Here is a 25,523-nt window from a genome sequence, read left to right as displayed (position 1 = left end):
TAATAGAGTAGAGATACTAAACTTTTTTAAAACACACAACCGTGAGGGAAGCGAAAGCAACCCAAACATATGGTTAAGTTAATAAGGGCGCACGGTGAATGCCTTGGCACTAGGAGCCGATGAAGGACGGGACTAACACCGATATGCTTCGGGGAGCTGTAAGTAAGCTTTGATCCGGAGATTTCCGAATGGGGAAACCCCCTATCCGTTATGGGATAGGATCCATACCTGAATACATAGGGTATGGAAGGCAGACCCGGGGAACTGAAACATCTAAGTACCCGGAGGAAGAGAAAGCAAACGCGATTCCCTGAGTAGCGGCGAGCGAAACGGGATTAGCCCAAACCAAGAGGCTTGCCTCTTGGGGTTGTAGGACATTCTATACGGAGTTACAAAGGAACGAGATAGACGAAGAGGTCTGGAAAGGCCCGCCATAGGAGGTAAAAGCCCTGTAGTTGAAACTTCGTTCCCTCCAGAGTGGATCCTGAGTACGGCGGGACACGAGAAATCCCGTCGGAAGCAGGGAGGACCATCTCCCAAGGCTAAATACTCCCTAGTGACCGATAGTGAACCAGTACCGTGAGGGAAAGGTGAAAAGCACCCCGGAAGGGGAGTGAAAGAGATCCTGAAACCGTGTGCCTACAAGTAGTTAGAGCCCGTTAATGGGTGATAGCGTGCCTTTTGTAGAATGAACCGGCGAGTTACGATTACATGCGAGGTTAAGTTGGACAGACGGAGCCGTAGCGAAAGCGAGTCTGAATAGGGCGAATGAGTATGTGGTCGTAGACCCGAAACCAGGTGATCTACCCATGTCCAGGGTGAAGTCCAGGTAACACTGGATGGAGGCCCGAACCCACGTACGTTGAAAAGTGCGGGGATGAGGTGTGGGTAGCGGAGAAATTCCAATCGAACTTGGAGATAGCTGGTTCTCTCCGAAATAGCTTTAGGGCTAGCCTCATGCGTAAGAATCTTGGAGGTAGAGCACTGTTTGGACTAGGGGCCCTCATCGGGTTACCGAATTCAGACAAACTCCGAATGCCAAAGATTTATCCATGGGAGTCAGACTGCGAGTGATAAGATCCGTAGTCAAGAGGGAAACAGCCCAGACCACCAGCTAAGGTCCCAAAGTATACGTTAAGTGGAAAAGGATGTGGAGTTGCTTAGACAACCAGGATGTTGGCTTAGAAGCAGCCACCATTTAAAGAGTGCGTAATAGCTCACTGGTCGAGTGACTCCGCGCCGAAAATGTACCGGGGCTAAACGTATCACCGAAGCTGTGGATTGAACATCGTTGATGTTCAGTGGTAGGAGAGCGTTCTAAGGGCGTTGAAGCTAGACCGTAAGGACTGGTGGAGCGCTTAGAAGTGAGAATGCCGGTATGAGTAGCGAAAGATGGGTGAGAATCCCATCCACCGAATGCCTAAGGTTTCCTGAGGAAGGCTCGTCCGCTCAGGGTTAGTCGGGACCTAAGCCGAGGCTGAAAAGCGTAGGCGATGGACAACAGGTTGATATTCCTGTACCACCGTATTCTGTTTGAGTGATGGGGGGACGCAGGAGGATAGGGTAAGCGCACTATTGGATGTGCGTCTAAGCAGTTAGAGGGACCATGAGGCAAATCCCATGGTCACATACCTTGAGCTGTGATAGCGAGGGAAATTTAGTACCGAAGTTCTTGATTCCACACTGCCAAGAAAAGCCTCTAGCGAGGAATAAGGTGCCCGTACCGCAAACCGACACAGGTAGGCGAGGAGAGAATCCTAAGGTGAGCGAGAGAACTCTCGTTAAGGAACTCGGCAAAATGACCCCGTAACTTCGGGAGAAGGGGTGCTCATTAGGGTGTTAAAGCCTTGATGAGCCGCAGTGAATAGGCCCAGGCGACTGTTTAGCAAAAACACAGGTCTCTGCGAAGCCGCAAGGCGAAGTATAGGGGCTGACGCCTGCCCGGTGCTGGAAGGTTAAGAGGAGAGGTTAGCTCACGCGAAGCTTTGAATCGAAGCCCCAGTAAACGGCGGCCGTAACTATAACGGTCCTAAGGTAGCGAAATTCCTTGTCGGGTAAGTTCCGACCCGCACGAAAGGCGTAACGATCTGGGCACTGTCTCAACGAGAGACTCGGTGAAATTATAGTACCTGTGAAGATGCAGGTTACCCGCGACAGGACGGAAAGACCCCGTGGAGCTTTACTGTAGCCTGATATTGAATTTTGGTACAGCTTGTACAGGATAGGTAGGAGCCTTAGAAGCCGGAGCGCTAGCTTCGGTGGAGGCGTCGGTGGGATACTACCCTGGCTGTATTGAAATTCTAACCCACATCCCTTATCGGGATGGGAGACAGTGTCAGGTGGGCAGTTTGACTGGGGCGGTCGCCTCCTAAAGAGTAACGGAGGCGCCCAAAGGTTCCCTCAGAATGGTTGGAAATCATTCGTAGAGTGTAAAGGCACAAGGGAGCTTGACTGCGAGACCTACAAGTCGAGCAGGGACGAAAGTCGGGCTTAGTGATCCGGTGGTTCCGCATGGAAGGGCCATCGCTCAACGGATAAAAGCTACCCCGGGGATAACAGGCTTATCTCCCCCAAGAGTCCACATCGACGGGGAGGTTTGGCACCTCGATGTCGGCTCATCGCATCCTGGGGCTGTAGTCGGTCCCAAGGGTTGGGCTGTTCGCCCATTAAAGCGGTACGCGAGCTGGGTTCAGAACGTCGTGAGACAGTTCGGTCCCTATCCGTCGTGGGCGCAGGAAATTTGAGAGGAGCTGTCCTTAGTACGAGAGGACCGGGATGGACGCACCGCTGGTGTACCAGTTGTCTTGCCAAAGGCATCGCTGGGTAGCTATGTGCGGAAGGGATAAGTGCTGAAAGCATCTAAGCATGAAGCCCCCCTCGAGATGAGATTTCCCATAGCGCAAGCTAGTAAGATCCCTGAAAGATGATCAGGTTGATAGGTTAGAGGTGGAAGTGTGGCGACACATGTAGCTGACTAATACTAATCGATCGAGGACTTAACCAAAAACGAAAAGCGAAAGCGCCTTGCACAGGTGCGACAAGCATAAGACAGATTTGACAGGAGCTTGTTCTTTAACCTCATGACAAATTTGACTTATGACCTCGAGCACCTAGGCGCTGTAGCTGGACAATACGAAATGCGGGCGGCTCCAAGCCGCCGCAGCTAGACAGCACTACGTAAGTAGTCGCATCAGCAACGCATAGGCGATTACTCATAAATATCTTCTTCAACATTACCTAGTTTTGAGGGAACGATTCCCTTACAATTTCATAGTCCGGTGGCGATAGCGAGAAGGTCACACCCGTTCCCATACCGAACACGGAAGTTAAGCTTCTCAGCGCCGATGGTAGTTAGGGGCTGTCCCCTTGTGAGAGTAGGACGCTGCCGGGCAAACTACCCCAATTTTTGGGGTTATTTTTTGGCCCCTTGGTCAAGCGGTTAAGACACCGCCCTTTCACGGCGGTAACACGGGTTCGAATCCCGTAGGGGTCACCATTTTGGAGGATTAGCTCAGCTGGGAGAGCATCTGCCTTACAAGCAGAGGGTCGGCGGTTCGATCCCGTCATCCTCCACCATTTTTGTGTTTATTTGCCGGCCTAGCTCAATTGGTAGAGCAACTGACTTGTAATCAGTAGGTTGGGGGTTCAAGTCCTCTGGCCGGCACCACTCGTCCTTTGTACGAGCCATTAGCTCAGTTGGTAGAGCATCTGACTTTTAATCAGAGGGTCGAAGGTTCGAGTCCTTCATGGCTCACCATTTATATTTGCGGGTGTGGCGGAATTGGCAGACGCACCAGACTTAGGATCTGGCGCCGCAAGGCGTGGGGGTTCGACTCCCTTCACCCGCATTAGTATTTTATAATGAATATTTGCGGAAGTAGTTCAGTGGTAGAACATCACCTTGCCAAGGTGAGGGTCGCGGGTTCGAATCCCGTCTTCCGCTCCATATGCGCCCGTAGCTCAATTGGATAGAGCGTTTGACTACGGATCAAAAGGTTAGGGGTTCGACTCCTCTCGGGCGCGTTTTATTTCGGGAAGTAGCTCAGCTTGGTAGAGCACTTGGTTTGGGACCAAGGGGTCGCAGGTTCGAATCCTGTCTTCCCGACCACGAATACTTTTTAGGGGCCTTAGCTCAGCTGGGAGAGCGCCTGCTTTGCACGCAGGAGGTCAGCGGTTCGATCCCGCTAGGCTCCACCAATTTAATTTTTAACAATATATTTTATGGCGGTGTAGCTCAGCTGGCTAGAGCGTACGGTTCATACCCGTGAGGTCGGGGGTTCGATCCCCTCCGCCGCTATTGCTTTTTTATTAATGGAGGAATACCCAAGTCTGGCTGAAGGGATCGGTCTTGAAAACCGACAGGGGTGTTAAAGCCCGCGGGGGTTCGAATCCCTCTTCCTCCGCCATTAATATTTATTATCGCGGGGTGGAGCAGTCCGGTAGCTCGTCGGGCTCATAACCCGAAGGTCGCAGGTTCAAATCCTGCCCCCGCAATCTGGTCCGGTAGTTCAGTTGGTTAGAATGCCTGCCTGTCACGCAGGAGGTCGCGGGTTCGAGTCCCGTCCGGACCGCCATTTACATATTTATTATTTTGGCTCAGTAGCTCAGTCGGTAGAGCAAAGGACTGAAAATCCTTGTGTCGGCGGTTCGATTCCGTCCTGAGCCACCATTTAGTCTTTTTTGGAGGGGTAGCGAAGTGGCTAAACGCGGCGGACTGTAAATCCGCTCCTTCGGGTTCGGCAGTTCGAATCTGCCCCCCTCCACCATCTAGGGGTATAGTTTAATGGTAAAACGAAGGTCTCCAAAACCTTTGATGTGGGTTCGATTCCTACTACCCCTGCCAATTATGGCGGTTGTGGCGAAGTGGTTAACGCATCGGATTGTGGTTCCGACATTCGTGGGTTCGATTCCCATCAGCCGCCCCATTTTTAAACATTTTATTGGGCTATAGCCAAGTGGTAAGGCAACGGATTTTGATTCCGTCATTCGTAGGTTCGAACCCTACTAGCCCAGTTATGGCAGCATAGCCAAGTGGTAAGGCAGAGGTCTGCAAAACCTTTATCCCCGGTTCAAATCCGGGTGTTGCCTTTATGCCGGTGTGGCGGAATTGGCAGACGCGCACGACTCAAAATCGTGTTCCTTCGGGAGTGTCGGTTCGACCCCGACCACCGGTATGTTGAAGTTCTTAAATGCGGGTGTAGTTTAGTGGTAAAACCTCAGCCTTCCAAGCTGATGATGAGGGTTCGATTCCCTTCACCCGCTTAAATAGGGGCCTATAGCTCAGCTGGTTAGAGCGCACGCCTGATAAGCGTGAGGTCGATGGTTCGAGTCCATTTAGGCCCACCATTTATATTATTCCGCAGTAGCTCAGTGGTAGAGCATTCGGCTGTTAACCGAACGGTCGTAGGTTCGAATCCTACCTGCGGAGCCATACATATTTTAGTTTGCGCCTTTAGCTCAGCTGGATAGAGCAACAGCCTTCTAAGCTGTGGGTCAGAGGTTCGAATCCTCTAAGGCGCGTCAAAGCTCTTAAATCTTCTATAAGGTTTATGAGCTTTTTTTGTATGATTAATTTTAAATTAAGCTTCTAGGCATCTAGTTGAAAGCTTTGTAGATAAGTACAAAAAAAAAGCTTCCATGAATGGAAGCTAAAAAGGGGGATTTACACTTGTAATAGAAGTTTCTCCAAATAAATCTTTTTTTATACCTATATTTTCTTTATTTTACATATTTCTCTCATTAACAAATTATTTCACTTTTCTAACACATATTATTAGTAATATAGATGAGAAAGATTAGATGTTTAAGAAAGAGGGGCTTTTTATGAAGAAGTGGATATCAACCTTTTCTGTAATTATGATTATTTTTCTTGCTGCTTGTGGAAATGCAGAGAATGATGCAAACTCTAGTGGTGGGGAAGGATCAGTTCCTGCTGCAATCGATGCCAGTATCTCGATACCAAGTCAGATTAAAAGGAACGAAGAAGTACGCTTGGAAGTTACTGTTACTCAGGGAGACGAGTCTGTGGAAGATGCAGATGAAGTAAAATTTGAATTGTGGGAAGATGGGAAAAAGGATAATGGTGAATTAATAGAAGCAGAACACGAGAATGATGGCAAGTACGTTGCATCCTATACATTTGAAAAAGATGCTATCTATCATATTCAGTCACATGTCACCGCAAGAAGTATGCACACTATGCCTAAAGTTAAAGTGGCGGTAGGCAGTGCTGAAATAGATAACGAAGAAGAAAATCAAGGCCACAGCGCACATGAGCATGATGGAAATGTAGCGATACATATAAGTCCTACTGCTGATATTAAGACGAATGAGGAAACTCCATTTGATATTCATATTACTAAAGAAGAACAAGGACTTGAAGAGGCAAATGTGAGGTTAGAAATCGTTCAGTCAATTGATGATCATCAGGTGGCATGGGTAGATGCAGTAGAGGAAACTAGTGGGATGTATACAGCAGCACATGCATTTACTGATAATGGAACATACAAGATTGTCGTTCATGTAGAAAATGATGAAGGATTACATGAACATAGTGAATTTGAGGTCATAGTAAATTAACAGTAGAAGAAAGATATTTGCATATGCAAATATCTTTTTTATCTTATTTAATAATGTACTTTTGTTTTCATGTTACGCAAGTGAAGTTGCCTTTAATATTGATGAATTTTATACTAATCATAATCAAACTTTCACACTATAAAGAAGAAGCCCTTTATAATAGAAGTAAGTAATTGAAATCAGGAGAGAATAACAAATGACAAATACTCATTTATTTTTTAATACAAGCATTGGTAAACAGAAACCTAATAGTATAAGGAATAAAGAACAAGTGTGTCCGTTCTGTCAGAGAGAACAATTGACGAAGATTATAGCGGAGGATGGTCCAATCATTTGGTTGGAGAATAAATATCCCGTATTAGAAAATGCTCATCAAACGGTCTTAATCGAGACAGATCAGTGTGACACGGAACTTTCACAGTATGATGACAACCATTTAGTCAGATTGATTACATTTGGTTTAGACAATTGGTTAAGTATGGAGAAAAGTGATAAATATAAATCTGTGATTTTTTTCAAGAATCATGGTCCTCATTCAGGTGGAAGCATTGCTCATCCTCATATGCAAATTGTAGGTTTATATGATGTCGTATATCAAAATAAGGTGCAGGCTGACGATTTTGTAGGAGAGTTAATTGATCAACATGGTGATACTGAATTTTCTTTATCTAATAAACCACGTATTGGTTTTTATGAATTTAATGTTAAATTAGGACAGAAAAAGGATATCGCAGCGTTTGCTAAATATATTCAAATGGCAACCAAATATATTTTGAGGGATTTTCCTTTTACATGTAACAGCTATAATCTATTCTTTTACCATTTCGAGAATGAAATATTTGCAAAAATTGTCCCTCGATATGTAACAAGCCCTCTTTTTATCGGATATTTCTTGCCACAAGTACCTAATAACATCATGTGGATGGTGAAGGATATTCAAAGTAAATATGTACAATTATAATATGCATTTTTTCTTTGTTACAAAAAAGAAATATACGTAGCTGTTGTGATTTTCATCTAAAAAAAATATAATGAAGTATTGTACACAGATTATTTTTAATGAAGAGCCTTTGTTTCATAAGGAGATTGATTAATGACTTCTAAACGAACGACAACATCGAGAATTGATTATACTTTAGTTCTTATTTTATTTTTATTGTTTTTAGTGAGCTGTATTTCTATATATAGTGCACAAACGACTGAACAATACGGTGAGAATTTTTTACTAAAACAAATTGTATGGTATGTAGTGGGAATAGGGATTATACTAGCAGTCATTACATTAGATGCTGAACAATTAAAGAAAATTTCTTGGTATGCTTACGGTTTTGGACTATTGCTACTTGGGTTTCTTGTTGTCGCACCTGAAAGTATTGCTCCTGTAATTAATGGAGCGAAATCATGGATACGGCTGCCTGGTCTTGGACAAATACAGCCTGCTGAGTTAGTAAAGGTTTTTCTCATATTAGCTTTAGCCAGGGTCATCGATGACCATCATCAAAAGACACAATTAAAAACTGTGAAAACAGATTTTTTCCTATTATTTAAAATGCTAATTGTTACTGGGTTCCCTTTGTTACTCATCATGCAACAACCAGATTTGGGGACTTCCTTGGTAATTTTAGCGATTTTGCTCGGAATGGTTTTTATCTCAGGTATCACTTGGAAAATACTTGCGCCTATTGTAAGTGTAGGTGTAACTTTAGTTGTTGGTATTTTTTATTTTGTATTGTGGCATCCAGAGTTGTTGGAGAAATATTTGGGAGTAAAGGAATACCAATTGGGGCGAATTTATTCTTGGATCGATCCTTATAATTATCAAAGTTCTACAGGTTTTCAACTAACGCGCTCCTTACTTGCAATCGGTTCTGGTGAGACAACAGGAAAGGGCTACGGCACAAGAGAAGTTTACTTACCAGAAAGTCACACAGATTTTATTTTTAGTATCATAGGAGAAGAGTTCGGTTTTATTGGGGCAAGTGTGGTTGTTAGTTTATTTTTCTTATTGATTTATCATTTGACTAAAATAGGTATTAGTACGAGAACGCCATTCTATACATATGTTTGTGTAGGGGTAATTAGTTTAATAACTTTCCATGTCTTTCAAAATATCGGAATGACAATTGGTGTTTTACCGATTACAGGAATCCCACTACCGTTCATTAGTTATGGAGGAAGCTCACTAATGGGCAATATGCTCGCTATGGGGCTAATTTTTTCAATTGGATTTCATAGTAAACGGTACATGTTTTCCAGATCTTCGTAGGAAAAAGAAACCCGAGAATTTTAAATTCTCGGGTTAATGCTGTTAGATAGATGCACCAGTATCCAGTATAATTACCTTCGCATCAACTTTAATGTTTAAGTCAGGATATCCCTTTTTCCATTCTTTATAATCAAAATTGCGTATTTTTGTGCTATAAACCTTACCTATTCCGATTGGATCGGCATTATCTTCTTGAAATGACTGAATAAGCGCTGAACATTCATTTTTTATTTTCTTATTGATGAAATTCGTTATCTCTTTTATTTTTTTATCATCCAAATTATTTCCTGAATATTCTTTTATATTACCTTGGACCTTAATTTTAATGGTGATGTTTGTTGGATCCTTTTTATCTAATTTATATTTATGGTTGGAATGTATACTTTTAATAGCCACTTTTTGACCATCCGGCAAGTCGATAGAGAAATCACCTCTACTATAACGATCAACGAGTAATTTAAAATAAAATAATTTATCACTAGGAAGAATTTTATATGCAGCATGATCTTTGAATAATGATATGCCGGCTAGTTCTATTTCTTGCTCATTGATTTTTTTGATATGTGGTAAGAAGATATCCTTCCCTTCTTGATAAAAATCTCTCATAAATAAGGTTAAGTTCGTTTTAGGTAAATCTCCATAGTCAACATTGTGTTCAATTAAGTCAGAAATAAAAGTTCCATTCCCTTGAGGGCCATATTCACCTGTTAAAATTTCCTCCGTACTACTATCAGTGGTTGCAAAGTAGATTCGTTTTCCAATTGAAGCATCTCGTTGATAGGCGTCTACATATACAGTTAATCCACGTTCGGCAATGGCAATATTATATAATGTAAGCCTTAAACCTCCGACTACAATTGGATTGGGTGATTGCCGGTTTGCTTTATACAGTGTCTCTCTCCTGAGATCACCGGTTGTTGTAACAGTTTTGTTCTCTACACTCATTTCTTTGTTGAATACTTCCATAAGAAAGGTTGTCTTTAACAAATGCTCATCACTCGTATCAGGGTCAAAGCCAGTTGCGACTGCGATATTGAGTTCATCTATTATTCTTTTTTGTACACATCCAGTAAGTATAAACAGGCAGCAAATGATACATATCCATTTTTTCATGTTTTCTTCACCTTCTTTATAATGAGGGATAAACAGTACAAAAAGGGAATATAAACAAATACAAAAGCAACAGACACCAGTTCAACCACTTGATTAAACCTTTCAATATCTAAGCCCTTCTCAAAAAAAGTAACGATAATAACAGAGATGGTTGAAATCAGTATGGCTCCTTTCCTTTGTTTTAATTTAGTGGCTCTTTTAAGTAACCTTGAAGCAATCCAAAGGGAGAGACATATATTCGGTAGTAGTATTAAACACCAATTGGCGACCCCAATATACTCAAAGCGTTCAACAAATGGAAATTGCACCATTTGCCACATAGAAAGTGTAGCCCAAATCGTATTTTCTAATTGCTTTTTTGAGAAATATGCAAAAGCAATTATCGCTAATATCGTATAAAAAATTGTCGTGGTGGCGACTCCGATATGTGCCCATTTTTTCGACTTCTGCGGTTGGTTAATAAAAGGATAGATAAATAAAATTGCTTCAAATCCAACAGAAGTTAGTGACATATGATAGGAAGCTTGTAATAATTCGGTGATTTTATGTTGCCAAATCGGTAATAAGTGGGTGAAGTCAGCGTACTTTAGCGTAAAGGTGAATGTGAATACTAAATAGGCTGGTAAAATGGTTCCAAAAAAACAAACACCCACAACTGTCCTAAGTCCACCGTATACAATATATATTGATAGAAGTAAGAACAATACCGAAAACGCAAAATTATTTATATCTGGAAACATCCATATTTGAATAACTTCGATAAAATTCAATATAAAGGAAAGAAGGTAAGTGATATAAAATAAAACAAAGGCGAAGCTTGCCACTTTACTAATGAATCGCCCAAAAAGAAATTCATGAACGGAAATAATATCTCCATTAACCATTTCACATAATTTGTACATCATCCATAATACAATATGAATATAAACACCTAAAATGAGAATGGAAATCCATGCATCATATCCAGCATAGTCGGCAATAATTCTTTGATATCCTAGAATGCCAATGCCAATTTGCATAGCGATCATCACATAAAAAACGAGATAGGGAGATATTTTTAAGTTATTGGGAATCGTTTGGCTTTGCATATTCATCACCTCTATTAAGGCTAGGGTTATTCATCAATGTCTTTTGGGTTTTCAGCTTTCTTCTTATTGAATCGTTTTGGTTTTTGCGTTCTTAAAACATGTGGACGCCTGTACATTTTTTGTAATGGTGCGCGAATAAGTGTATCCTTCATATCTGCTAATCTAAGCGGGTATATTGGCGTCAAAAAAGGTCTTCCTAGTGAGGTCAGGCGTAATAAGTGGGCAATGAGAATACAGAAACAAAAAAGAATTCCTAATACACCCCAAAATTGTGCAAACAGAAGAAAGGGAAATCGTAAAACCCTAATGGTATTACCCATTTTATAAACAGGTGTTGTAAAGGAACCTAATGCACCTAATGCGACAAAGATTAACAGTACGTTACTAGTAAGACCGGCTTCAACTGATGCTGTACCAATAACAATACCCCCTACGATACCAATAGTTTGACCGACTTTAATAGGGAGCCGTGCCCCCGCCTCACGCAATAATTCAATCGTTAGCTCAAGGAATAATGCTTCGAGAATCGGGGGGAGCGGAATGGTTCTTCTTGATGTTACTAATAACCCTAATAAGTCCGGTGGTATGAGCTCGTATTGATATGTCATAGCTGCAACGTAAATCGGTGTAACCAATACTGAAAAGACAACAGCAAAAAATCGCACTAAGCGAAAAAATGTAGCGACAATCCAATTGAGAAAATAGTCTTCGAAAGCGCTAAAAAATTCAATTAACGTCGTGGGCGCTATTAACACATGTGGTGAACCATCAACGATTATGGCGATTTTTCCTTCAGCAAGAATAGCTGCTACTCGATCAGGCCTCTCAGTGTCCAGCAATTGTGGAAATAGGGAATTGGAATTATCACTTAATAATTCAACAATATTTGAACTATCAGAAATCGTGTCAATCTCAATATTTTTTATACGTTGTTTCACAGTATCAACATTGTCTTTATTAGTAATTCCTTCTATATGTAAGACAGCTACTTTTGTTTTCGAAAGTTTTCCAACAGTATATTCTTGTGAAATTAATTCTTTAATAGGTAATCTTTTTCTAATCAAGTTTAAGTTTTGACCAATAGCCTCAACAAACGCTTCCTTAGGTCCAATTACAGAAAACTCAATTTCAGGTTGAGTGAGAGAACGGACAATTTCTTTCTGAGCGGCAATAAATCCAAAACGATTTTTATCAGAATCTAGTGTGACAAGTACATATCCATTTAATAACTTTTGTTCTATATCGCTTGGATTTTTTAAAATATGAATATCTGCTATGGGAACTATTCTATGCAAATCTTCCAGTGATTCAAATTTTTTTGTTAAAAGCGCTGGTAAAGCACTTTCCTGAATAATTTGTTCATCTACTAAAGTCGCATAAAAATGAAAACCAAACCGTTCATTCGTTTTTTCATTAAAATAATAGGTAGACTGAAAATCAGTTGACTGCTTTAATAAAGATTTCCAACCATCATCTTTGATTTTTTTAAACTTATCCCATATGCTCAAAGGTATCACCGTCAATCAGAAGTATTAAATGCATCTAATTAATATTGTTACCAAATTTGGTTGTGTTATGAATGAGGATTAAAAAATGGTAAAGGAGCGATAAAAGTTGGCTCATGATTTGGATCAGAAGATAGAAGCAATGGTAGAAAAATACACGGAATTGTTATTAGGAGAAAGTGACGAAACATTAAAAGGAGAAGTAAAATCATGGATTATCTATTCATTCATTGCTAAACAGATGCCACCTTTAGTAAAACATTGGAATCAATTGTACCCTGAAGGGAAGCAAGAAATGATGGAGCTAATTACAAAGATTAAAGATTTAAATGAAAAACAGCGGCAACAAAAGCCTGATGATAATAAAAAAAAATAAAAAAATAAGAACAGATGATGATTGTTGGTCAACATCTGTTCCTGTTTTATTCCTTTTAACTTAGCTATTGGATGTTACCGTTTGTTCCATAGGGAAATTGTGTAGAGTAACCTTGGAATTGTTGGTAAGATTGTTGCAGATTTTGTTGATCTGCTGCATCAAGACTGTACCAACCTCTTTCAAACATGAGGTTATAAAGATGACGTTGTTCATTCTTTGTTTCAGTAAAAATACGCATAAAATCTTCATAAAGTGTTTGATTACTAACTTCATTTAAATAAATGCTATAAGAATCACTCATGTACTTTTCCATTGCGAGTAGGTCGTTTGTAAAATCACGATCATTCATTTGTGGTGTTTTGGCTATCTGTTTTTCAGGATTTTGTACTTTTTTTGAATTAGTCAACTGAGTTTCCTCCTTATTGCATATTATTAAACGGTTGTGTCGTATTAAGATGTTTCAAAACCTGCTCATAATGGCGTTGATGCATTTGTCCACATTGTTCAAAAACAGTTTTTAAAGCAGGGTCTTGACAATGTTCCGCATAGAAATGAGCTTTTTTCATTGCTAATAAATTCCAAGAAAGAATGTCATTAAAGTAAAGTGCATCTTTTGTTGATACCATAACTGGGGGTTGTTGCATAATTCCTTGTTGATTCGAGAAGTTTGTATTTTGTTGTTGCATCCCAATACCTCCATTTTGATGATTTTCTTCTAAAATAGTTTGTCAATTGCTGAAAAATTTATGCAGAAAGAAAAAAGTGAAAAAGAAATAAAAAATCTATAAGGAAAATGATTGATTAAATTTTGCAAATATTTTATTATTATAAGTATCAAAGGAATTTCCAAAATTTTTTATAGAAAAAATGAATGAGCATTCATTCAAAATCGAAGGAGGAAGAACAGTTGACCAAACAGATTAGAAAGGCTGCTGTTTTAGGCTCAGGTGTTATGGGCTCTGGAATAGCCGCACATTTAGCGAATATTGGTATACCAACACTTTTATTAGATATTGTTCCTCGCGAATTAAGTAAAGAAGAAGAGGTAAAGGGGATTACCCTTAAGGATAAACAGTTCAAAAATAAAATTGCCGAAAGTGGTAAGCAAAAACTATTAAAGCAAAAACCTGCACCGTTAACAGCGAAGAAAAATATTCATCTTATTGAGGCCGGTAACTTCGATGATGATATGGAGCGCTTGAAAGAAGTGGATTGGATTATTGAGGTGGTGGTAGAAAATCTCAGTGTGAAAAAAGACGTGTTTGCCCAAGTAGACAAATATCGTCGTCCTGGAACAATTGTCAGTTCTAATACATCTGGTATTTCCATCGAAGCAATGGCTGAAGGACGTTCTGAAGACTTTAAGAAGCATTTCCTAGGCACTCATTTCTTCAATCCACCACGTTACTTAAAACTATTGGAAGTGATTCCAACTAAGGAAACATCTCCTGAAGTACTTTCTTTTATGCAAACTTTTGGTGAGGATGTTTTAGGAAAAGGTGTTGTTATCGCAAAAGATACGCCGAATTTTATTGCCAATAGAATCGGCACATATGGTCTCCTTGTAACAGTACAAGAAATGTTAAAGGGTGGATTTACTGTTGGTGAAGTAGATTCAATTACGGGACCACTTATTGGTAGACCGAAAAGTGCGACTTTCCGTACATTGGACGTTGTCGGTTTAGATACGTTTGCCCATGTAGCTAAAAATGTTTATGACCAAGTAGAAGGTGAAGAAAAACAAGTATTCGATGTACCAGATTTTATTAATAAGATGTTAGACAAAGGCTGGTTAGGCAGTAAGACAGGACAAGGTTTTTTCTTAAAACAGGGGAAAGAAATTTTAGAGTTAAATCCTAAAACCTTGGAATACGGTCCTCGTAAAAAGTTGAAAACGGCAGCGGTAGAAATAGCTAAACAACAAAAAGGGACAGCAAACAAAATGAAAGCGCTTGTATACGCAGATGATCGCGCTGGAGAATTATTATGGAAGGTGTTATCACCAGCATTAGTTTATTCTGCGCAACTCCTAGGGGAAATTGCCGATGATATTCAATCCATTGATGATGCAATGAAATGGGGATTTGGTTGGAATATGGGCCCATTTGAAACATGGGATGCCATTGGTTTGGAACAATCAGTTAACAAAATGAAAGCGGAAGGATTAGACATTCCAGAATGGGTTGAGAAAATGATCGCTGATGGGCATACACAGTTCTATAAGGAAGAGAACGCGACAACTTATGTGTATGAAAATGGTGAGTATCAGCCGATTAAGTTAAACCCAAAAGTAATAAACTTAAAGCAATTAAAACAAAAACAAGGTGTGATTAAGAAAAATACTGGAGCAAGCTTAATCGACTTAGGCGATGGCGTCGCTATCTTAGAGTTCCATTCAAAGAGTAATGCGATTGGTTTAGACATTGTTCAAATGATTAATTTCGCTATTGATGAAGTAGAGAAAAATTATAAAGGTCTTGTTATCTCCAATCAAGGAAAGAACTTCTGTGTCGGTGCAAATATTGGAATGATGTTAATGGAAGCTCAAGATGATAATTACTTCGAATTAGATATGGTTATCAAACAATTCCAAAATGCGATGACGAAAATCAAGTATAGTGCAAAACCAGTCGTAGTGGCCCCATTCGGTATGACACTTGGCGGAGGAGCGGAAGTAGCTTTAAGTGCGGCACATGTTCAAGCATCAAGTGAAACTTATATGGGCTTGGTGGAAGCAGGAGTTGGATTAATTCCAGGTGGTGCAGGGAACAAGTCACTATATTTGAAACATTTAGCAAGCATGCCTAAAGGAGTTCAGTTTGATCTACAGAACGTGGCCAATAAAGTCTTTGAAACAATTGCGATGGCAAAGGTATCTACATCAGGAGAAGAGGCGAGAGAAAATAACTTTTTGAATGCTTCGGATGCAATTAGTGTGAATGGAGATCACCTCATTTATGATGCTAAACAAGCGGTATTAGCATTGGCAAATGCAGGTTACCTTCCACCAGCAAAAGTGAAATTCCCAGTAGTTGGTGAAACAGGGTATGCCGCATTACTTTTAGGTGCTAATTCTATGCATTTATCTGGTTATATTTCAGAACATGATTTGAAAATCGCCAAAGCACTGGCATATGTCATTGCTGGGGGCAAAGTGCCTTTTGGTACAGAAGTGGATGAGCAATATATGTTAGACCTTGAAAGAGAAGCATTTTTAAAACTTATTGCAGAGCCAAAATCTCAACAACGAATGCAACACATGCTCTTAAAGGGTAAACCACTCCGTAACTAATTATAGATTGCTAGAGAGAATAAAAGATACCGAGAGTAGAAGGAGAGGGAAAAAGCAATGAAAGAAGCTGTAATTGTTGCAGGTGCTAGAACACCTGTCGGTAAAGCAAAAAAAGGCTCACTTGCCACTGTACGGCCAGATGATTTAGGTGCACTTGTTGTAAAAGAAACGTTGAAACGAGCTGGAAATTATGAAGGTAGTATAGATGATTTAATTATTGGTTGTGCCATGCCAGAAGCAGAGCAAGGTTTGAATATGGCCAGAAATATCGGTGCATTAGCTGGGCTTCCAGACTCGGTACCAGCAATCACAGTCAATCGCTATTGCTCATCAGGGTTGCAATCAATCGCTTATGGTGCCGAAAAAATCATGCTTGGTCACGCAGATACAGTGATCGCCGGTGGAGCTGAATCCATGAGTCTTGTACCTATGATGGGTCATGTTGTCCGTCCTAATTTAACTTTAGCCGAGACAGCTCCTGAATATTATATGAGTATGGGGCATACAGCAGAGCAAGTTGCTGGGAAATACGGCATTTCAAGAGAAGAACAAGATGCATTCGCTGTGCGTAGTCATCAAAAAGCAGCGAAAGCAATAAGTGAAGGTAAATTTGCTGATGAAATTACTCCGGTTGATGTAACACTCCGTCAAATTGGATCGGATAATAAAGTGAAAGAACGCACCTTCCAGTTTTTACAAGATGAAGGTGTACGGAGCGATTCAACAGTTGCAACTTTAGGGAAACTGAGACCAGCTTTTAATGTGAAAGGCTCAGTCACAGCGGGGAATTCATCACAAACAAGTGATGGTGCAGCAGCTGTAATGATTATGGACAGAGAGAAAGCAGATGCACAAGGACTGCAGCCTTTAGTGAAGTTTCGTTCTTTTGCTGTCGGAGGCGTGCCGCCAGAGGTTATGGGGATTGGGCCAATTGTAGCAATTCCTAAAGCTTTAAAACTAGCGGGGTTAGAGCTATCAGATGTCGGATTATTCGAACTAAATGAAGCTTTTGCTTCTCAATCCATTCAAGTCATTAGAGAATTAGGGTTGGATGAAGAAAAAGTGAATGTTAACGGGGGAGCTATTGCTTTAGGGCATCCACTTGGGTGTACTGGGGCTAAGCTAACACTATCATTAATTCATGAAATGAAGCGTAGAAACGAGCAATTTGGTGTTGTAACGATGTGCATTGGTGGCGGAATGGGTGCCGCAGGTGTGTTTGAACTTCTTTAAAAACGACTATATTTGTTTTTAAAACCAATAGTGTTATAGAGCGGAAGACACTCGACTCCTGCGGTTAAAGATCAAAGAAATTTGAGCCCCGCAAAAAGTGAGTGTGTGCCGCAATGAACCGAAGTGAAAGTTCTATTTAACTACCTTTGAAAAAACAATGTTAACAAAAACTGCAAAAAGCATAAAGAATGAAGATGGAGGATGATGAACGTGTCAAATCAAACTGAAAAATTTATTAAAGGTGGAAGCTTTTTAATTGAAGATATTTCTTATGAAAATATGTACACACCAGAGGATTTTAGCGAAGAACAAATCATGATTGCGAAAACAACAGAAGATTATGTGACAAATGAAGTGGTCCCTCAAGTGGATTATTTAGAACAGCATGAATTCGATCGCTCTGTAAAACTATTGAAAAAAGCTGGTGACTTGGGCTTACTTGGTACAGATGTGCCAGAGGAATACGGTGGACTCGGTTTAGATAAGGTAAGTTCAGCACTTATCGCTGAAAAAATGTCACGTGTCGGTGGTTTCTCTATCTCACACGGTGCCCATGTAGGTATTGGTTCTCTTCCAATTGTATTGTTCGGGAATGAAGAGCAAAAGCAAAAATACTTACCGGTGCTTGCGACAGGCGAAAAATTAGCTGCCTATGCACTAACAGAACCAAGTTCAGGATCTGATGCATTAGGAGCAAAAACAACTGCTAAATTAAACGCAGAAGGCACACATTATTTATTAAATGGGGAAAAACAATGGATTACGAATGCTGGGTTTGCCGATGTGTTCGTTGTTTATGCCAAAATAAACGGTGACCAATTCACAGCTTTTATTGTTGAAAGAGAATATCCGGGTGTATCAACAGGTGCTGAAGAAAAGAAAATGGGTATTAAGAGCTCGTCTACAAGAACACTTATTTTAGAAGATGCACAAGTACCAGTTGAAAATGTACTAGGTGAAATTGGTCGTGGTCATGTCATTGCCTTTAACATTTTGAATATTGGTCGTTACAAACTTGGTGTAGGTGCAGTAGGTGGTTCTAAGCATGCCTTTAAATTAGGGGTAACTTACGCTAACCAACGTCAACAATTCAGTACGCCTATTTCTTCTTTTAATTTAACGAAGGAAAAATTCGGAACAATGGCAAGTAAAATTTATGCAGCTGAAAGCTCCGTTTACCGTACAGTGGGTCTATTTGATGACAGAATGAGTCAATTGAGTGATGAAGAAGTCAAAGACGGTAAAGAAGTAGCGAAGTCTATTGCTGAATATGCAATAGAATGCTCACTTAATAAATTCTTCTCTACCGAAGTTCTAGATTATGTAGTTGATGAGGCAGTTCAATTACATGGTGGTTATGGCTTTATGGCAGAATATGAAGTAGAAAGAGCTTACCGTGATTCTAGAATCAATCGAATCTTCGAAGGAACAAACGAAATCAACCGTCTTTTAGTACCAGGAACGTATGTTAGAAAAGCAATGAAAGGTGAACTGCCTTTATTCGAAAAAGCAATGGCACTTCAAGAGGAATTGATGATGATGATGCCAGAAGAGCCAGGTTCTGAAGCATTAGAGCAAGAGAAATATCTTGTAAAGAACGCTAAGAAAATCGCATTACTTGCAGCAGGTTTATGTGCACAAAAATACGGAAAAGCTTTGGATAAAGAGCAAGAAGTTCTTGTGAATATTGCTGATCTGGTTTCTTACGCCTATTCTATGGAATCTACTGTTCTTCGTACTGAAAAAGCCATTGTAAAAGACGGAGTAGCAAAAGCTGAGCAAAAGCTATTATACACACAAATTTTCTGCCAAGAAGCATTTAATCAAATTGAGTTGATTGCGAAAGAAACTTTAGTAGGTGTGGAAGAAGGCGATACATTACGAATGATGCTTTCAGCGCTTAAGAAGTTTACGAGACATACTCCAACAAATGTAATTGCGAAAAAACGTCAAGCGGCCGAGAAAATTATTGAAGCTGAAAGGTTTGTAGTATAATATTTATCTTGAATAAAGTGAAGGAAAGTAACCTATTTACTTCCTCCATTTGCGAAGTTTATGACTTGAGGCTCAAGAACAAATTTGGGCCTCTTTGTTTTGTTTTTAATATGATAATAATTACAATTCTTCGTTATGAAAATAAAAAGAAATATGTTATGCTAATGAAACGATAGTATTCATGAATATAGGTATGATAAAATAGGTGGTGAAAACATGGCACTTACTTTCTATTGGTATCCTAAATGTGGTACTTGCCGAAAAGCGAAAAAATGGCTAGATGAACATGAAATAGCCTATGATGCAATACATATAGTGGAAAATCCTCCATCCCGCAAGGAATTAGAAGATCTTTACAAAAAGAGTGGGTTAGAGCTAAAAAAATTTTTCAACACAAGCGGTCAAAAGTATCGTGAGTTAGGATTAAAAGACCGAGTGAAAACGGCCTCAGAGTCGGAACTGTTAGATTTATTAGCATCGGATGGAATGTTAATTAAACGTCCATTAACAACGGATGGTACGAAAGTAACAGTCGGATTTAAAGAGCTAGAATTTGAACAAAATTGGCTGTAAATGGTGGATGCGCTTTATACGTTTTAAACGATCGTTTATTCGGTCATTAAAATAAACAATTTCCTAAATTAATGGAGGTATGAAACATGAGCACACCTAAAGAATTACGTTATTCAGAAGAACACGAGTGGGTAAAAACAGAAGGAGATAAAGTTCGTATTGGTATTACATACTTTGCTCAATCAGAACTTGGAGATATCGTATTTGTTGAGCTTCCAGAAGTAGGAGATGAAGTAACTGCTGATGAACCGTTTGGTAGCGTAGAATCTGTTAAAACAGTTTCTGAGTTATATGCACCAATTAGTGGTAAAATCGTTGAGATTAACGAAGAACTTAGCGATAGTCCAGAATTTGTGAATGAATCTCCTTACGAGAAAGCATGGATGATTGTTGTTGAGCCATCCGATGCAAGTGAAATTGACAAGCTAATGACAGCTGAACAATATGAAGAAATGACAAAAGAAGATTAATTGTAGTTAAATAAAGAAGGTCAAATCATTAAATGGTTTGACCTTTTTCTAAATTTCTATATAGACATACCAGATGAGTGCTGAAAAGTTTTCAAATGTAAAAAGGCTTACTATTATAAAATATATAAATGATATATATTAGGTGATGAGCATGCATATAGAACATGGCAATAAAGTGATTATTGTTGAAGGTAAATCTGACAAACGAAAAGTGAAAGGACTAATCAGAGAACCTGTAGAGATCTTATGTACAAATGGAACGATTGGCACTTCGAAGTTGGATGAATTAATTGATTATTTAATTGGGAAGGAAGTCTATATATTAGTCGATGCTGACGCATCAGGAGAAAAACTTCGTAAACAATTTAAGAGAGAGTTACCAGAGGCAGAGCATATCTATATTGATAAAATGTATCGTGAAGTCGAGGCGGCACCTGCGCATCATTTAGCTACAGCCTTAATAAGTGCAAATATAGATATATATACCGAGTATTTAGATAAAGGATGATAACATGATTGACTGGTCAAACAATGACTTAAATGATTTGATCGCAAGGAAGCAATCCGGCTTATTTTATTTATTCACTCCTATGTGTGGGACATGTCAAGTTGCCGGGAAAATGCTAACAATTACTGAGCAACTGTTGCAGAACCTTCCTATAGGTAAAGCCGACCTGAATTTTTTGCCAGCAGTGGCAGAAAAGTATGAAATTGAAAGTGTACCGTGTTTACTTGTGTTTAAAAAAGGAGAGTTAGTTGATAAGCTTTATGCTTTCCATTCAGTACCTTATTTACTTGAACAAATTCAATCATATGAATTACAGTCTCAATTTTAAAACCACTTATTGTTTAGGAATAAGTGGTTTTCTTATGCTTTTAATCAAGGGGGGTTTGCGTAAATGTTTAAATACACCCCTCACTCATTCTAGGCAGATGAATCGATGGGATATTTCTTTTTTCTGTCGATAAGTCTAGCTTTTGACATATTTCTCGGGAAATAGGTTGTGAACATTGTTGGAAATAAATGTTCTGTCAGTTAAAGTCGATAGTTAGGAGAAGGAAATCATTTCTTGGAACAGAATTATAGAATATAAGACGCGGGCTGGGGGTGGTTTCAATAGAGGAACTCATTTATCATTTCAATCAATCTTTAAGAGTAAATGATCATATTTTAATGATGTTAAAGGAACCTATAAGGATTCGAGTAGAATTAGAGCAAAATCTATTGTATTTGACATTAGACCGTAAAAGGCTGCTAATTAAACATACTCGCCCATTGAAAAATTATCATATAAACATTCAAACTACTGCTGACCACTTTCATTCTTTGCTTCAAGGGCGTACGAGTCTAAAGAAACAAGTGGATGAAAAGCATATCATCCTTAAGTCGACTTTTAGACAATTATTAAAATTAGATGCCATTTTCGTATTAAATCAAAAATAATCATAAATACATCAAATGTCCTAAAAAAAGATTGACTTCCCAAAAAAAGGTTGTTATTCTATCCTTAGAATAATTAGAAAATTAAATATTCTTATCGAGAGTGGTGGAGGGACTGGCCCTATGAAACCCGGCAACCGGTTGTTTGATACACGGTGCTAATTCCAGCAGAGCATAAAAGCTCTGGTAGATAAGAAGAGATGATAAACCCTCTTCTTTGTGAAGAGGGTTTTTGGTCGTCTTTTCTTTCCAATTTAAAAAAGAGGAGAGATGTAAAATGGCAGAAAAAGAAAAGCAACTTCGATTTGAAACAATTGGTGTTCATGGTGGGCTAAAACCTGATCCAGTAACAGGGGCAAGAGCGGTCCCAATCTATCAAAATAATGCTTATCAATTCCAGAATACAGAGCATGCGCAAGACTTATTTGGCTTAAAAGAAACAGGATATATTTATTCTCGTATTCATAATCCAACGGTTACTGTGTTTGAGGAAAGAGTTGCATTGTTAGAAGGGGGAACAGGCGCATTAGCATTAGCAAGCGGGCAAGCAGCCATTTACTTAGCTCTTCTTAATATTGTTCAAGCGGGTGATGAAATTGTAGCTGCCTCTAATTTATATGGAGGTACATATAATTTATTTACAGTCACTTTACCAAAGTACGGCATCAACGTTAGGCTTATCGATATTAATAATGAAGAGGAACTACGAGCAGCAATCAATGAGAAGACACGAGCTGTATTTGCCGAAACCATTGGTAACCCGAGTTTACAAGTACTAGATATTGAAACAGTTTCAAATATCGCCCATGAACATGGTGTGCCGTTAGTGGTTGATAACACATTTGCAACTCCTTATCTATGTCGGCCAATTGAGCATGGCGCAGACATTGTTGTTCACTCTGCAACGAAATGGTTACTTGGGAATGGGACGACAATGGGGGGGATCATTGTTGACGGTGGTAAATTTGATTGGAACTCAGAGAAGTATCCAGGATTAAGTCAGCCGGATACAAGCTATAACGATATAGTATATAGTGAGGCACTGGGCCCTGTAGCATATATTACTAAAGCGAGAGTGCAGCTTCTAAGAGATTTAGGTCCAGCACTAAGTGCACAAAGCGCCTTCCAATTTACGTTAGGTTTAGAAACGTTAACGGTTCGAATGAAAGAACATATTGCTAATACGAAAAAAATTGTGCAATATTTAAATAATCATCCTGCTGTTAATTGGGTACTTTATCCGGGCGATGACAACCATCCTAATAAAGAATTAGCAGACAAATATTTATCTAAAGGTGCAGGGGCAGTTGTCGTTTTTGGCATATCTGGTGGGCGTGAAGCAGGTGCGAAGGTTATTAATTCGGTTGAGCTGTTCGCACATGTAGCGAATGTAGGTGATGCAAAAAGTCTTATTATACATCCAGCAAGCACAACGCATCAACAACTTAATCAGGATGGGTTAAAACAAGCAGGTGTACCTGAAGACTTAATCCGATTATCAATTGGAATTGAAAATGTAGAAGATTTGATCGATGATCTTGAATCTGCTATTGAAGCGGCAACCGGTATTGCTTCATTAAATATAAGGGTCTAACAACTATTATTTCAGATTTGACACCTACTTCAATGACATGATACTATTACACAGGTACACAAAAAAATTCAATATATTCATAGTTTGCTCTTATTTAGAGAGGTGGAGGGAAGTGCCCTTTGAAGCCCGGCAACCGTCATTTAATTGAAATGGTGCCAATTCACTCAAAGCATTAGCTTTGAAAGATGAGAGAAAGGAATTTTCATAACAAGCCTTTCTGCTCATAAGCAGGAAGGCTTTTTTTATAAACAATGGATATGCTATAAATGTGTTGGTTTTTCTGGATTGAAGAGGTGAAGTATAAAATGATTTCAATAAAAGATGTAAAAAAGATTTTCTCAACGAAAAACGGGAAAGTAAATGCAGTAGACAATGTTAACCTCGAAATTAACGAGGGTGAAATATTCGGTGTAATCGGATACAGTGGTGCGGGTAAAAGTACATTGATTCGTATGTTAAATGGACTTGAAATCCCGACTGAAGGCGTTGTATCTGTAGCTGGGAATGAAGTTTCTCGCATAAAAGGTGCTAGCTTAAGAAAGGCTAGACAAGAAATAAGCATGATTTTCCAACATTTTAATTTATTGTGGTCTCGAACAGTACGAGAAAACATTGCGTTTCCATTAGAAATTGCTGGTGTACCTAAGAAAGCGCGACTAGAGAGAGTTAATGAATTAATTAAATTGGTTGGACTAGATGGTCGAGAGGATGCCTATCCCTCGCAATTAAGCGGTGGACAAAAACAGCGAGTAGGTATTGCTAGAGCACTTGCCAATAATCCTAAAGTACTGTTATGTGATGAGGCGACAAGTGCTCTAGATCCGCAAACAACTGATAGTATTCTCGACTTACTTGTTGATATTAATGAACGTTTAGGGTTAACTATTGTGTTAATTACGCATGAAATGCATGTCATTCGCAAGATTTGCCACCGTGTGGCTGTCATGGAAGGTGGAAGAATTGTTGAAATTGGCGAAGTGCTAGATGTGTTCCAAAAGCCAAAAGAACCTATTACGAAGCGATTTGTTCAACAAGTGACCGAACCGGAAGAAACGAAGGAAACGATTACACATTTACTGAGTGCTTATCCAAATGGCCAAATTGTTCAACTTGGATTTGTAGGTGGTTCAGCGGAACAACCATTAATCACAAACTTAATTCGCCACTACAATGTAACAGTGAATGTATTACAAGGAAAGATATCCCAAACACAAAGTGGCTCTTACGGTACCTTATTTATTCATATAGATGGAGAGTCGGATGAGGTTACCCGCGCGATTGAATATATTCATTCGCAGAAGGTTGGCGTGGAGGTGATTTCCCATGCTTAATGAATGGCTACCAAATGTGGATTGGGAAAGAATGTGGGAAGCAACAAAAGAAACTTTATATATGACAAGTATTTCTGTTATAGCCACGTTTATTTTAGGAATTATTCTTGGATTACTTTTGTTCTTAACCTCTAAAGGTAATATATGGCAAAATCAGCTAGTTAATAAGATTATTGCGGCATTCGTCAATGTCTTTCGATCCATTCCGTTTTTAATCTTGATTGTGTTATTAATCCCTTTCACAAAAATGATTTTAGGGACAATGATTGGTGAAAATGCAGCATTACCAGCACTCATTATTGGTGCAGCACCTTTCTATGCAAGAATGGTGGAAATTGGCTTACGTGAAATTGATAAAGGTGTCATTGAAGCCTCTAAATCGATGGGTGCAAAAACAAGTACAATCATATGGAAAGTACTCATCCCTGAATCTATGCCAGCGCTTGTTTCGGGTATTACCGTTACAGCGATTGCGCTAGTCGGATATACGGCAATGGCAGGTGTCATAGGTGCAGGAGGATTAGGTAACCTTGCCTACTTAGAAGGTTTCCAAAGAAGTAGATATGACGTTGTATGGATTGCAACGATTATTATCTTAATTATCGTGTTTATCATCCAAATGATTGGTGATTTGATTACTTCCAAACTAGACAAACGATAGGAGAGC

General features: G+C 39.4%; 20 protein-coding genes, 24 tRNA genes, 2 rRNA genes and 2 riboswitches. Of the genes, 41 read left to right on the top strand and 5 right to left on the bottom strand.

Translation table 11 applies throughout. From position 1 onward, the window contains the following. The first annotated feature begins 71 nt into the window (after positions 1 to 71). The 29 genes from MKX83_RS20180 to rodA all read left to right on the top strand — a co-directional run bounded on the left by MKX83_RS20180 (position 72) and on the right by rodA (position 8,845). Positions 72 to 3,004: ribosomal RNA gene (locus tag MKX83_RS20180) — 23S ribosomal RNA — on the top strand. Positions 3,005 to 3,274: 270 nt separating this feature from the next. Next, positions 3,275 to 3,391: ribosomal RNA gene (gene rrf / locus MKX83_RS20175) — 5S ribosomal RNA — on the top strand. Between the two features lie 30 nt (positions 3,392 to 3,421). Continuing rightward, positions 3,422 to 3,496, top strand: a tRNA-Glu gene (locus MKX83_RS20170). Positions 3,497 to 3,500: 4 nt separating this feature from the next. After that, positions 3,501 to 3,576 (top strand) — tRNA-Val (locus tag MKX83_RS20165). A gap of 15 nt (positions 3,577 to 3,591) precedes the next feature. Further along, positions 3,592 to 3,667, top strand: a tRNA-Thr gene (locus MKX83_RS20160). Between the two features lie 14 nt (positions 3,668 to 3,681). Then, positions 3,682 to 3,757: transfer RNA gene (locus MKX83_RS20155), tRNA-Lys, on the top strand. A 9-nt stretch (positions 3,758 to 3,766) separates the two neighbouring features. After that, a tRNA-Leu gene (locus tag MKX83_RS20150) sits at positions 3,767 to 3,848 on the top strand. A gap of 23 nt (positions 3,849 to 3,871) precedes the next feature. Continuing rightward, positions 3,872 to 3,946 (top strand) — tRNA-Gly (locus tag MKX83_RS20145). Between the two features lie 3 nt (positions 3,947 to 3,949). Next, a tRNA-Arg gene (locus MKX83_RS20140) sits at positions 3,950 to 4,023 on the top strand. 8 nt (positions 4,024 to 4,031) lie between these two features. Next, positions 4,032 to 4,108 (top strand) — tRNA-Pro (locus tag MKX83_RS20135). 13 nt (positions 4,109 to 4,121) lie between these two features. Further along, positions 4,122 to 4,197, top strand: a tRNA-Ala gene (locus MKX83_RS20130). A gap of 26 nt (positions 4,198 to 4,223) precedes the next feature. Next, a tRNA-Met gene (locus MKX83_RS20125) sits at positions 4,224 to 4,297 on the top strand. A 16-nt stretch (positions 4,298 to 4,313) separates the two neighbouring features. Further along, positions 4,314 to 4,406: transfer RNA gene (locus MKX83_RS20120), tRNA-Ser, on the top strand. Positions 4,407 to 4,420: 14 nt separating this feature from the next. Beyond that, positions 4,421 to 4,494: transfer RNA gene (locus MKX83_RS20115), tRNA-Met, on the top strand. Between the two features lie 3 nt (positions 4,495 to 4,497). After that, positions 4,498 to 4,574, top strand: a tRNA-Asp gene (locus tag MKX83_RS20110). A 19-nt stretch (positions 4,575 to 4,593) separates the two neighbouring features. Continuing rightward, positions 4,594 to 4,669 (top strand) — tRNA-Phe (locus MKX83_RS20105). A gap of 13 nt (positions 4,670 to 4,682) precedes the next feature. Continuing rightward, positions 4,683 to 4,766 (top strand) — tRNA-Tyr (locus tag MKX83_RS20100). Between the two features lie 3 nt (positions 4,767 to 4,769). Then, positions 4,770 to 4,843, top strand: a tRNA-Trp gene (locus MKX83_RS20095). Positions 4,844 to 4,849: 6 nt separating this feature from the next. After that, positions 4,850 to 4,925: transfer RNA gene (locus MKX83_RS20090), tRNA-His, on the top strand. 16 nt (positions 4,926 to 4,941) lie between these two features. Then, a tRNA-Gln gene (locus MKX83_RS20085) sits at positions 4,942 to 5,013 on the top strand. 4 nt (positions 5,014 to 5,017) lie between these two features. After that, positions 5,018 to 5,088 (top strand) — tRNA-Cys (locus MKX83_RS20080). A gap of 4 nt (positions 5,089 to 5,092) precedes the next feature. Next, a tRNA-Leu gene (locus tag MKX83_RS20075) sits at positions 5,093 to 5,174 on the top strand. A 17-nt stretch (positions 5,175 to 5,191) separates the two neighbouring features. Continuing rightward, positions 5,192 to 5,262, top strand: a tRNA-Gly gene (locus MKX83_RS20070). 7 nt (positions 5,263 to 5,269) lie between these two features. Then, positions 5,270 to 5,346 (top strand) — tRNA-Ile (locus MKX83_RS20065). Between the two features lie 10 nt (positions 5,347 to 5,356). Beyond that, positions 5,357 to 5,431, top strand: a tRNA-Asn gene (locus tag MKX83_RS20060). Positions 5,432 to 5,446: 15 nt separating this feature from the next. Beyond that, positions 5,447 to 5,520: transfer RNA gene (locus MKX83_RS20055), tRNA-Arg, on the top strand. Positions 5,521 to 5,823: 303 nt separating this feature from the next. Continuing rightward, a complete protein-coding gene (locus tag MKX83_RS20050; protein ID WP_180316934.1) occupies positions 5,824 to 6,579 on the top strand; it encodes a FixH family protein in 756 nt (251 codons plus the stop codon). Between the two features lie 196 nt (positions 6,580 to 6,775). Continuing rightward, a complete protein-coding gene (locus MKX83_RS20045; RefSeq protein ID WP_095371976.1) occupies positions 6,776 to 7,540 on the top strand; it encodes a DUF4931 domain-containing protein in 765 nt (254 codons plus the stop codon). Between the two features lie 132 nt (positions 7,541 to 7,672). Next, positions 7,673 to 8,845, top strand: coding sequence for a rod shape-determining protein RodA (gene rodA / locus MKX83_RS20040; protein ID WP_095371977.1), 1,173 nt, complete (start codon positions 7,673 to 7,675; stop codon positions 8,843 to 8,845). 42 nt (positions 8,846 to 8,887) lie between these two features. Here rodA and MKX83_RS20035 read toward each other — a convergent pair whose 3' ends face one another. From MKX83_RS20035 to MKX83_RS20025, 3 genes are read right to left on the bottom strand one after another with little or no spacing between them, the layout of a single operon-like run. Continuing rightward, positions 8,888 to 9,958, bottom strand: a complete 1,071-nt coding sequence (locus MKX83_RS20035) for a Ger(x)C family spore germination protein (protein WP_095371978.1) — start codon at positions 9,956 to 9,958, stop codon at positions 8,888 to 8,890. Beyond that, on the bottom strand, positions 9,955 to 11,046 hold the full coding sequence (locus MKX83_RS20030) for a GerAB/ArcD/ProY family transporter (RefSeq protein WP_341057404.1): 1,092 nt from the start codon (positions 11,044 to 11,046) through the stop codon (positions 9,955 to 9,957). The genes MKX83_RS20035 and MKX83_RS20030 overlap by 4 nt, the downstream gene beginning before the upstream one ends. Positions 11,047 to 11,072: 26 nt before the next feature. Continuing rightward, positions 11,073 to 12,554, bottom strand: coding sequence for a spore germination protein (locus MKX83_RS20025; protein WP_341057403.1), 1,482 nt, complete (start codon positions 12,552 to 12,554; stop codon positions 11,073 to 11,075). Positions 12,555 to 12,660: 106 nt separating this feature from the next. Between MKX83_RS20025 and MKX83_RS20020 the strand changes: the two genes are divergently transcribed. Next, complete coding sequence (locus tag MKX83_RS20020; RefSeq protein WP_095371980.1) at positions 12,661 to 12,927, top strand: DUF2573 family protein; 267 nt, start codon at positions 12,661 to 12,663, stop codon at positions 12,925 to 12,927. A gap of 64 nt (positions 12,928 to 12,991) precedes the next feature. On the opposite strand, the gene MKX83_RS20015 is transcribed toward MKX83_RS20020, so the two are convergent. Together MKX83_RS20015 and MKX83_RS20010 are read right to left on the bottom strand one after the other, a co-directional pair. After that, on the bottom strand, positions 12,992 to 13,276 hold the full coding sequence (locus MKX83_RS20015; protein ID WP_095373606.1) for a spore coat protein: 285 nt from the start codon (positions 13,274 to 13,276) through the stop codon (positions 12,992 to 12,994). A gap of 70 nt (positions 13,277 to 13,346) precedes the next feature. After that, positions 13,347 to 13,613, bottom strand: a complete 267-nt coding sequence (locus MKX83_RS20010) for a hypothetical protein (RefSeq protein ID WP_095371981.1) — start codon at positions 13,611 to 13,613, stop codon at positions 13,347 to 13,349. A gap of 221 nt (positions 13,614 to 13,834) precedes the next feature. Between MKX83_RS20010 and MKX83_RS20005 the strand changes: the two genes are divergently transcribed. The 11 genes from MKX83_RS20005 (at position 13,835) to MKX83_RS19955 (ending at position 25,517) form a co-directional block, all read left to right on the top strand. After that, positions 13,835 to 16,219 carry a 3-hydroxyacyl-CoA dehydrogenase/enoyl-CoA hydratase family protein gene (locus MKX83_RS20005; protein ID WP_341057402.1) on the top strand — a complete coding sequence of 795 codons (2,385 nt, stop codon included), beginning with the start codon at positions 13,835 to 13,837 and terminating at the stop codon, positions 16,217 to 16,219. Positions 16,220 to 16,276: 57 nt separating this feature from the next. Then, positions 16,277 to 17,452: an acetyl-CoA C-acetyltransferase gene (locus MKX83_RS20000; protein WP_095371983.1), complete on the top strand. Its 1,176-nt coding sequence runs from the start codon at positions 16,277 to 16,279 to the stop codon at positions 17,450 to 17,452. Between the two features lie 210 nt (positions 17,453 to 17,662). Then, on the top strand, positions 17,663 to 19,447 hold the full coding sequence (locus tag MKX83_RS19995) for an acyl-CoA dehydrogenase family protein (protein WP_095371984.1): 1,785 nt from the start codon (positions 17,663 to 17,665) through the stop codon (positions 19,445 to 19,447). A gap of 216 nt (positions 19,448 to 19,663) precedes the next feature. Then, positions 19,664 to 20,020: an arsenate reductase family protein gene (locus MKX83_RS19990; protein WP_095371985.1), complete on the top strand. Its 357-nt coding sequence runs from the start codon at positions 19,664 to 19,666 to the stop codon at positions 20,018 to 20,020. Between the two features lie 86 nt (positions 20,021 to 20,106). Continuing rightward, a complete protein-coding gene (gene gcvH / locus MKX83_RS19985; RefSeq protein WP_095371986.1) occupies positions 20,107 to 20,490 on the top strand; it encodes a glycine cleavage system protein GcvH in 384 nt (127 codons plus the stop codon). Positions 20,491 to 20,635: 145 nt separating this feature from the next. Beyond that, positions 20,636 to 20,998 (top strand): toprim domain-containing protein, encoded by a 363-nt coding sequence (locus tag MKX83_RS19980; protein ID WP_411675025.1) that lies wholly within the window; start codon positions 20,636 to 20,638, stop codon positions 20,996 to 20,998. Between the two features lie 4 nt (positions 20,999 to 21,002). Next, positions 21,003 to 21,326 carry a thioredoxin family protein gene (locus MKX83_RS19975; protein ID WP_095371988.1) on the top strand — a complete coding sequence of 108 codons (324 nt, stop codon included), beginning with the start codon at positions 21,003 to 21,005 and terminating at the stop codon, positions 21,324 to 21,326. A gap of 272 nt (positions 21,327 to 21,598) precedes the next feature. Next, the gene (locus tag MKX83_RS19970) at positions 21,599 to 21,934 is read left to right on the top strand and encodes a hypothetical protein (RefSeq protein WP_341057401.1); all 336 of its coding nucleotides are present in this window, start codon (positions 21,599 to 21,601) and stop codon (positions 21,932 to 21,934) included. An 88-nt stretch (positions 21,935 to 22,022) separates the two neighbouring features. Further along, a riboswitch (SAM riboswitch) is annotated at positions 22,023 to 22,128 on the top strand. A gap of 80 nt (positions 22,129 to 22,208) precedes the next feature. Then, on the top strand, positions 22,209 to 23,525 hold the full coding sequence (locus MKX83_RS19965) for an O-acetylhomoserine aminocarboxypropyltransferase/cysteine synthase family protein (RefSeq protein WP_095371990.1): 1,317 nt from the start codon (positions 22,209 to 22,211) through the stop codon (positions 23,523 to 23,525). 87 nt (positions 23,526 to 23,612) lie between these two features. After that, positions 23,613 to 23,717: riboswitch (SAM riboswitch) on the top strand. 113 nt (positions 23,718 to 23,830) lie between these two features. Next, entirely contained in the window at positions 23,831 to 24,856 is a 1,026-nt protein-coding gene (locus MKX83_RS19960) for a methionine ABC transporter ATP-binding protein (protein ID WP_095371991.1), read from the top strand. Further along, positions 24,849 to 25,517, top strand: a complete 669-nt coding sequence (locus tag MKX83_RS19955; protein WP_095371992.1) for a methionine ABC transporter permease — start codon at positions 24,849 to 24,851, stop codon at positions 25,515 to 25,517. The genes MKX83_RS19960 and MKX83_RS19955 overlap by 8 nt, the downstream gene beginning before the upstream one ends. Positions 25,518 to 25,523 lie beyond the last annotated feature (6 nt).

Source organism: Cytobacillus sp. FSL M8-0252 (assembly GCF_038007345.1).
Taxonomy (GTDB): Bacteria; Bacillota; Bacilli; order Bacillales; family Cytobacillaceae; genus Cytobacillus; species Cytobacillus kochii.
The sequence above is the reverse complement of the archived record's forward strand: the minus strand, read 5'-3'. Positions and strand labels throughout refer to the sequence as shown.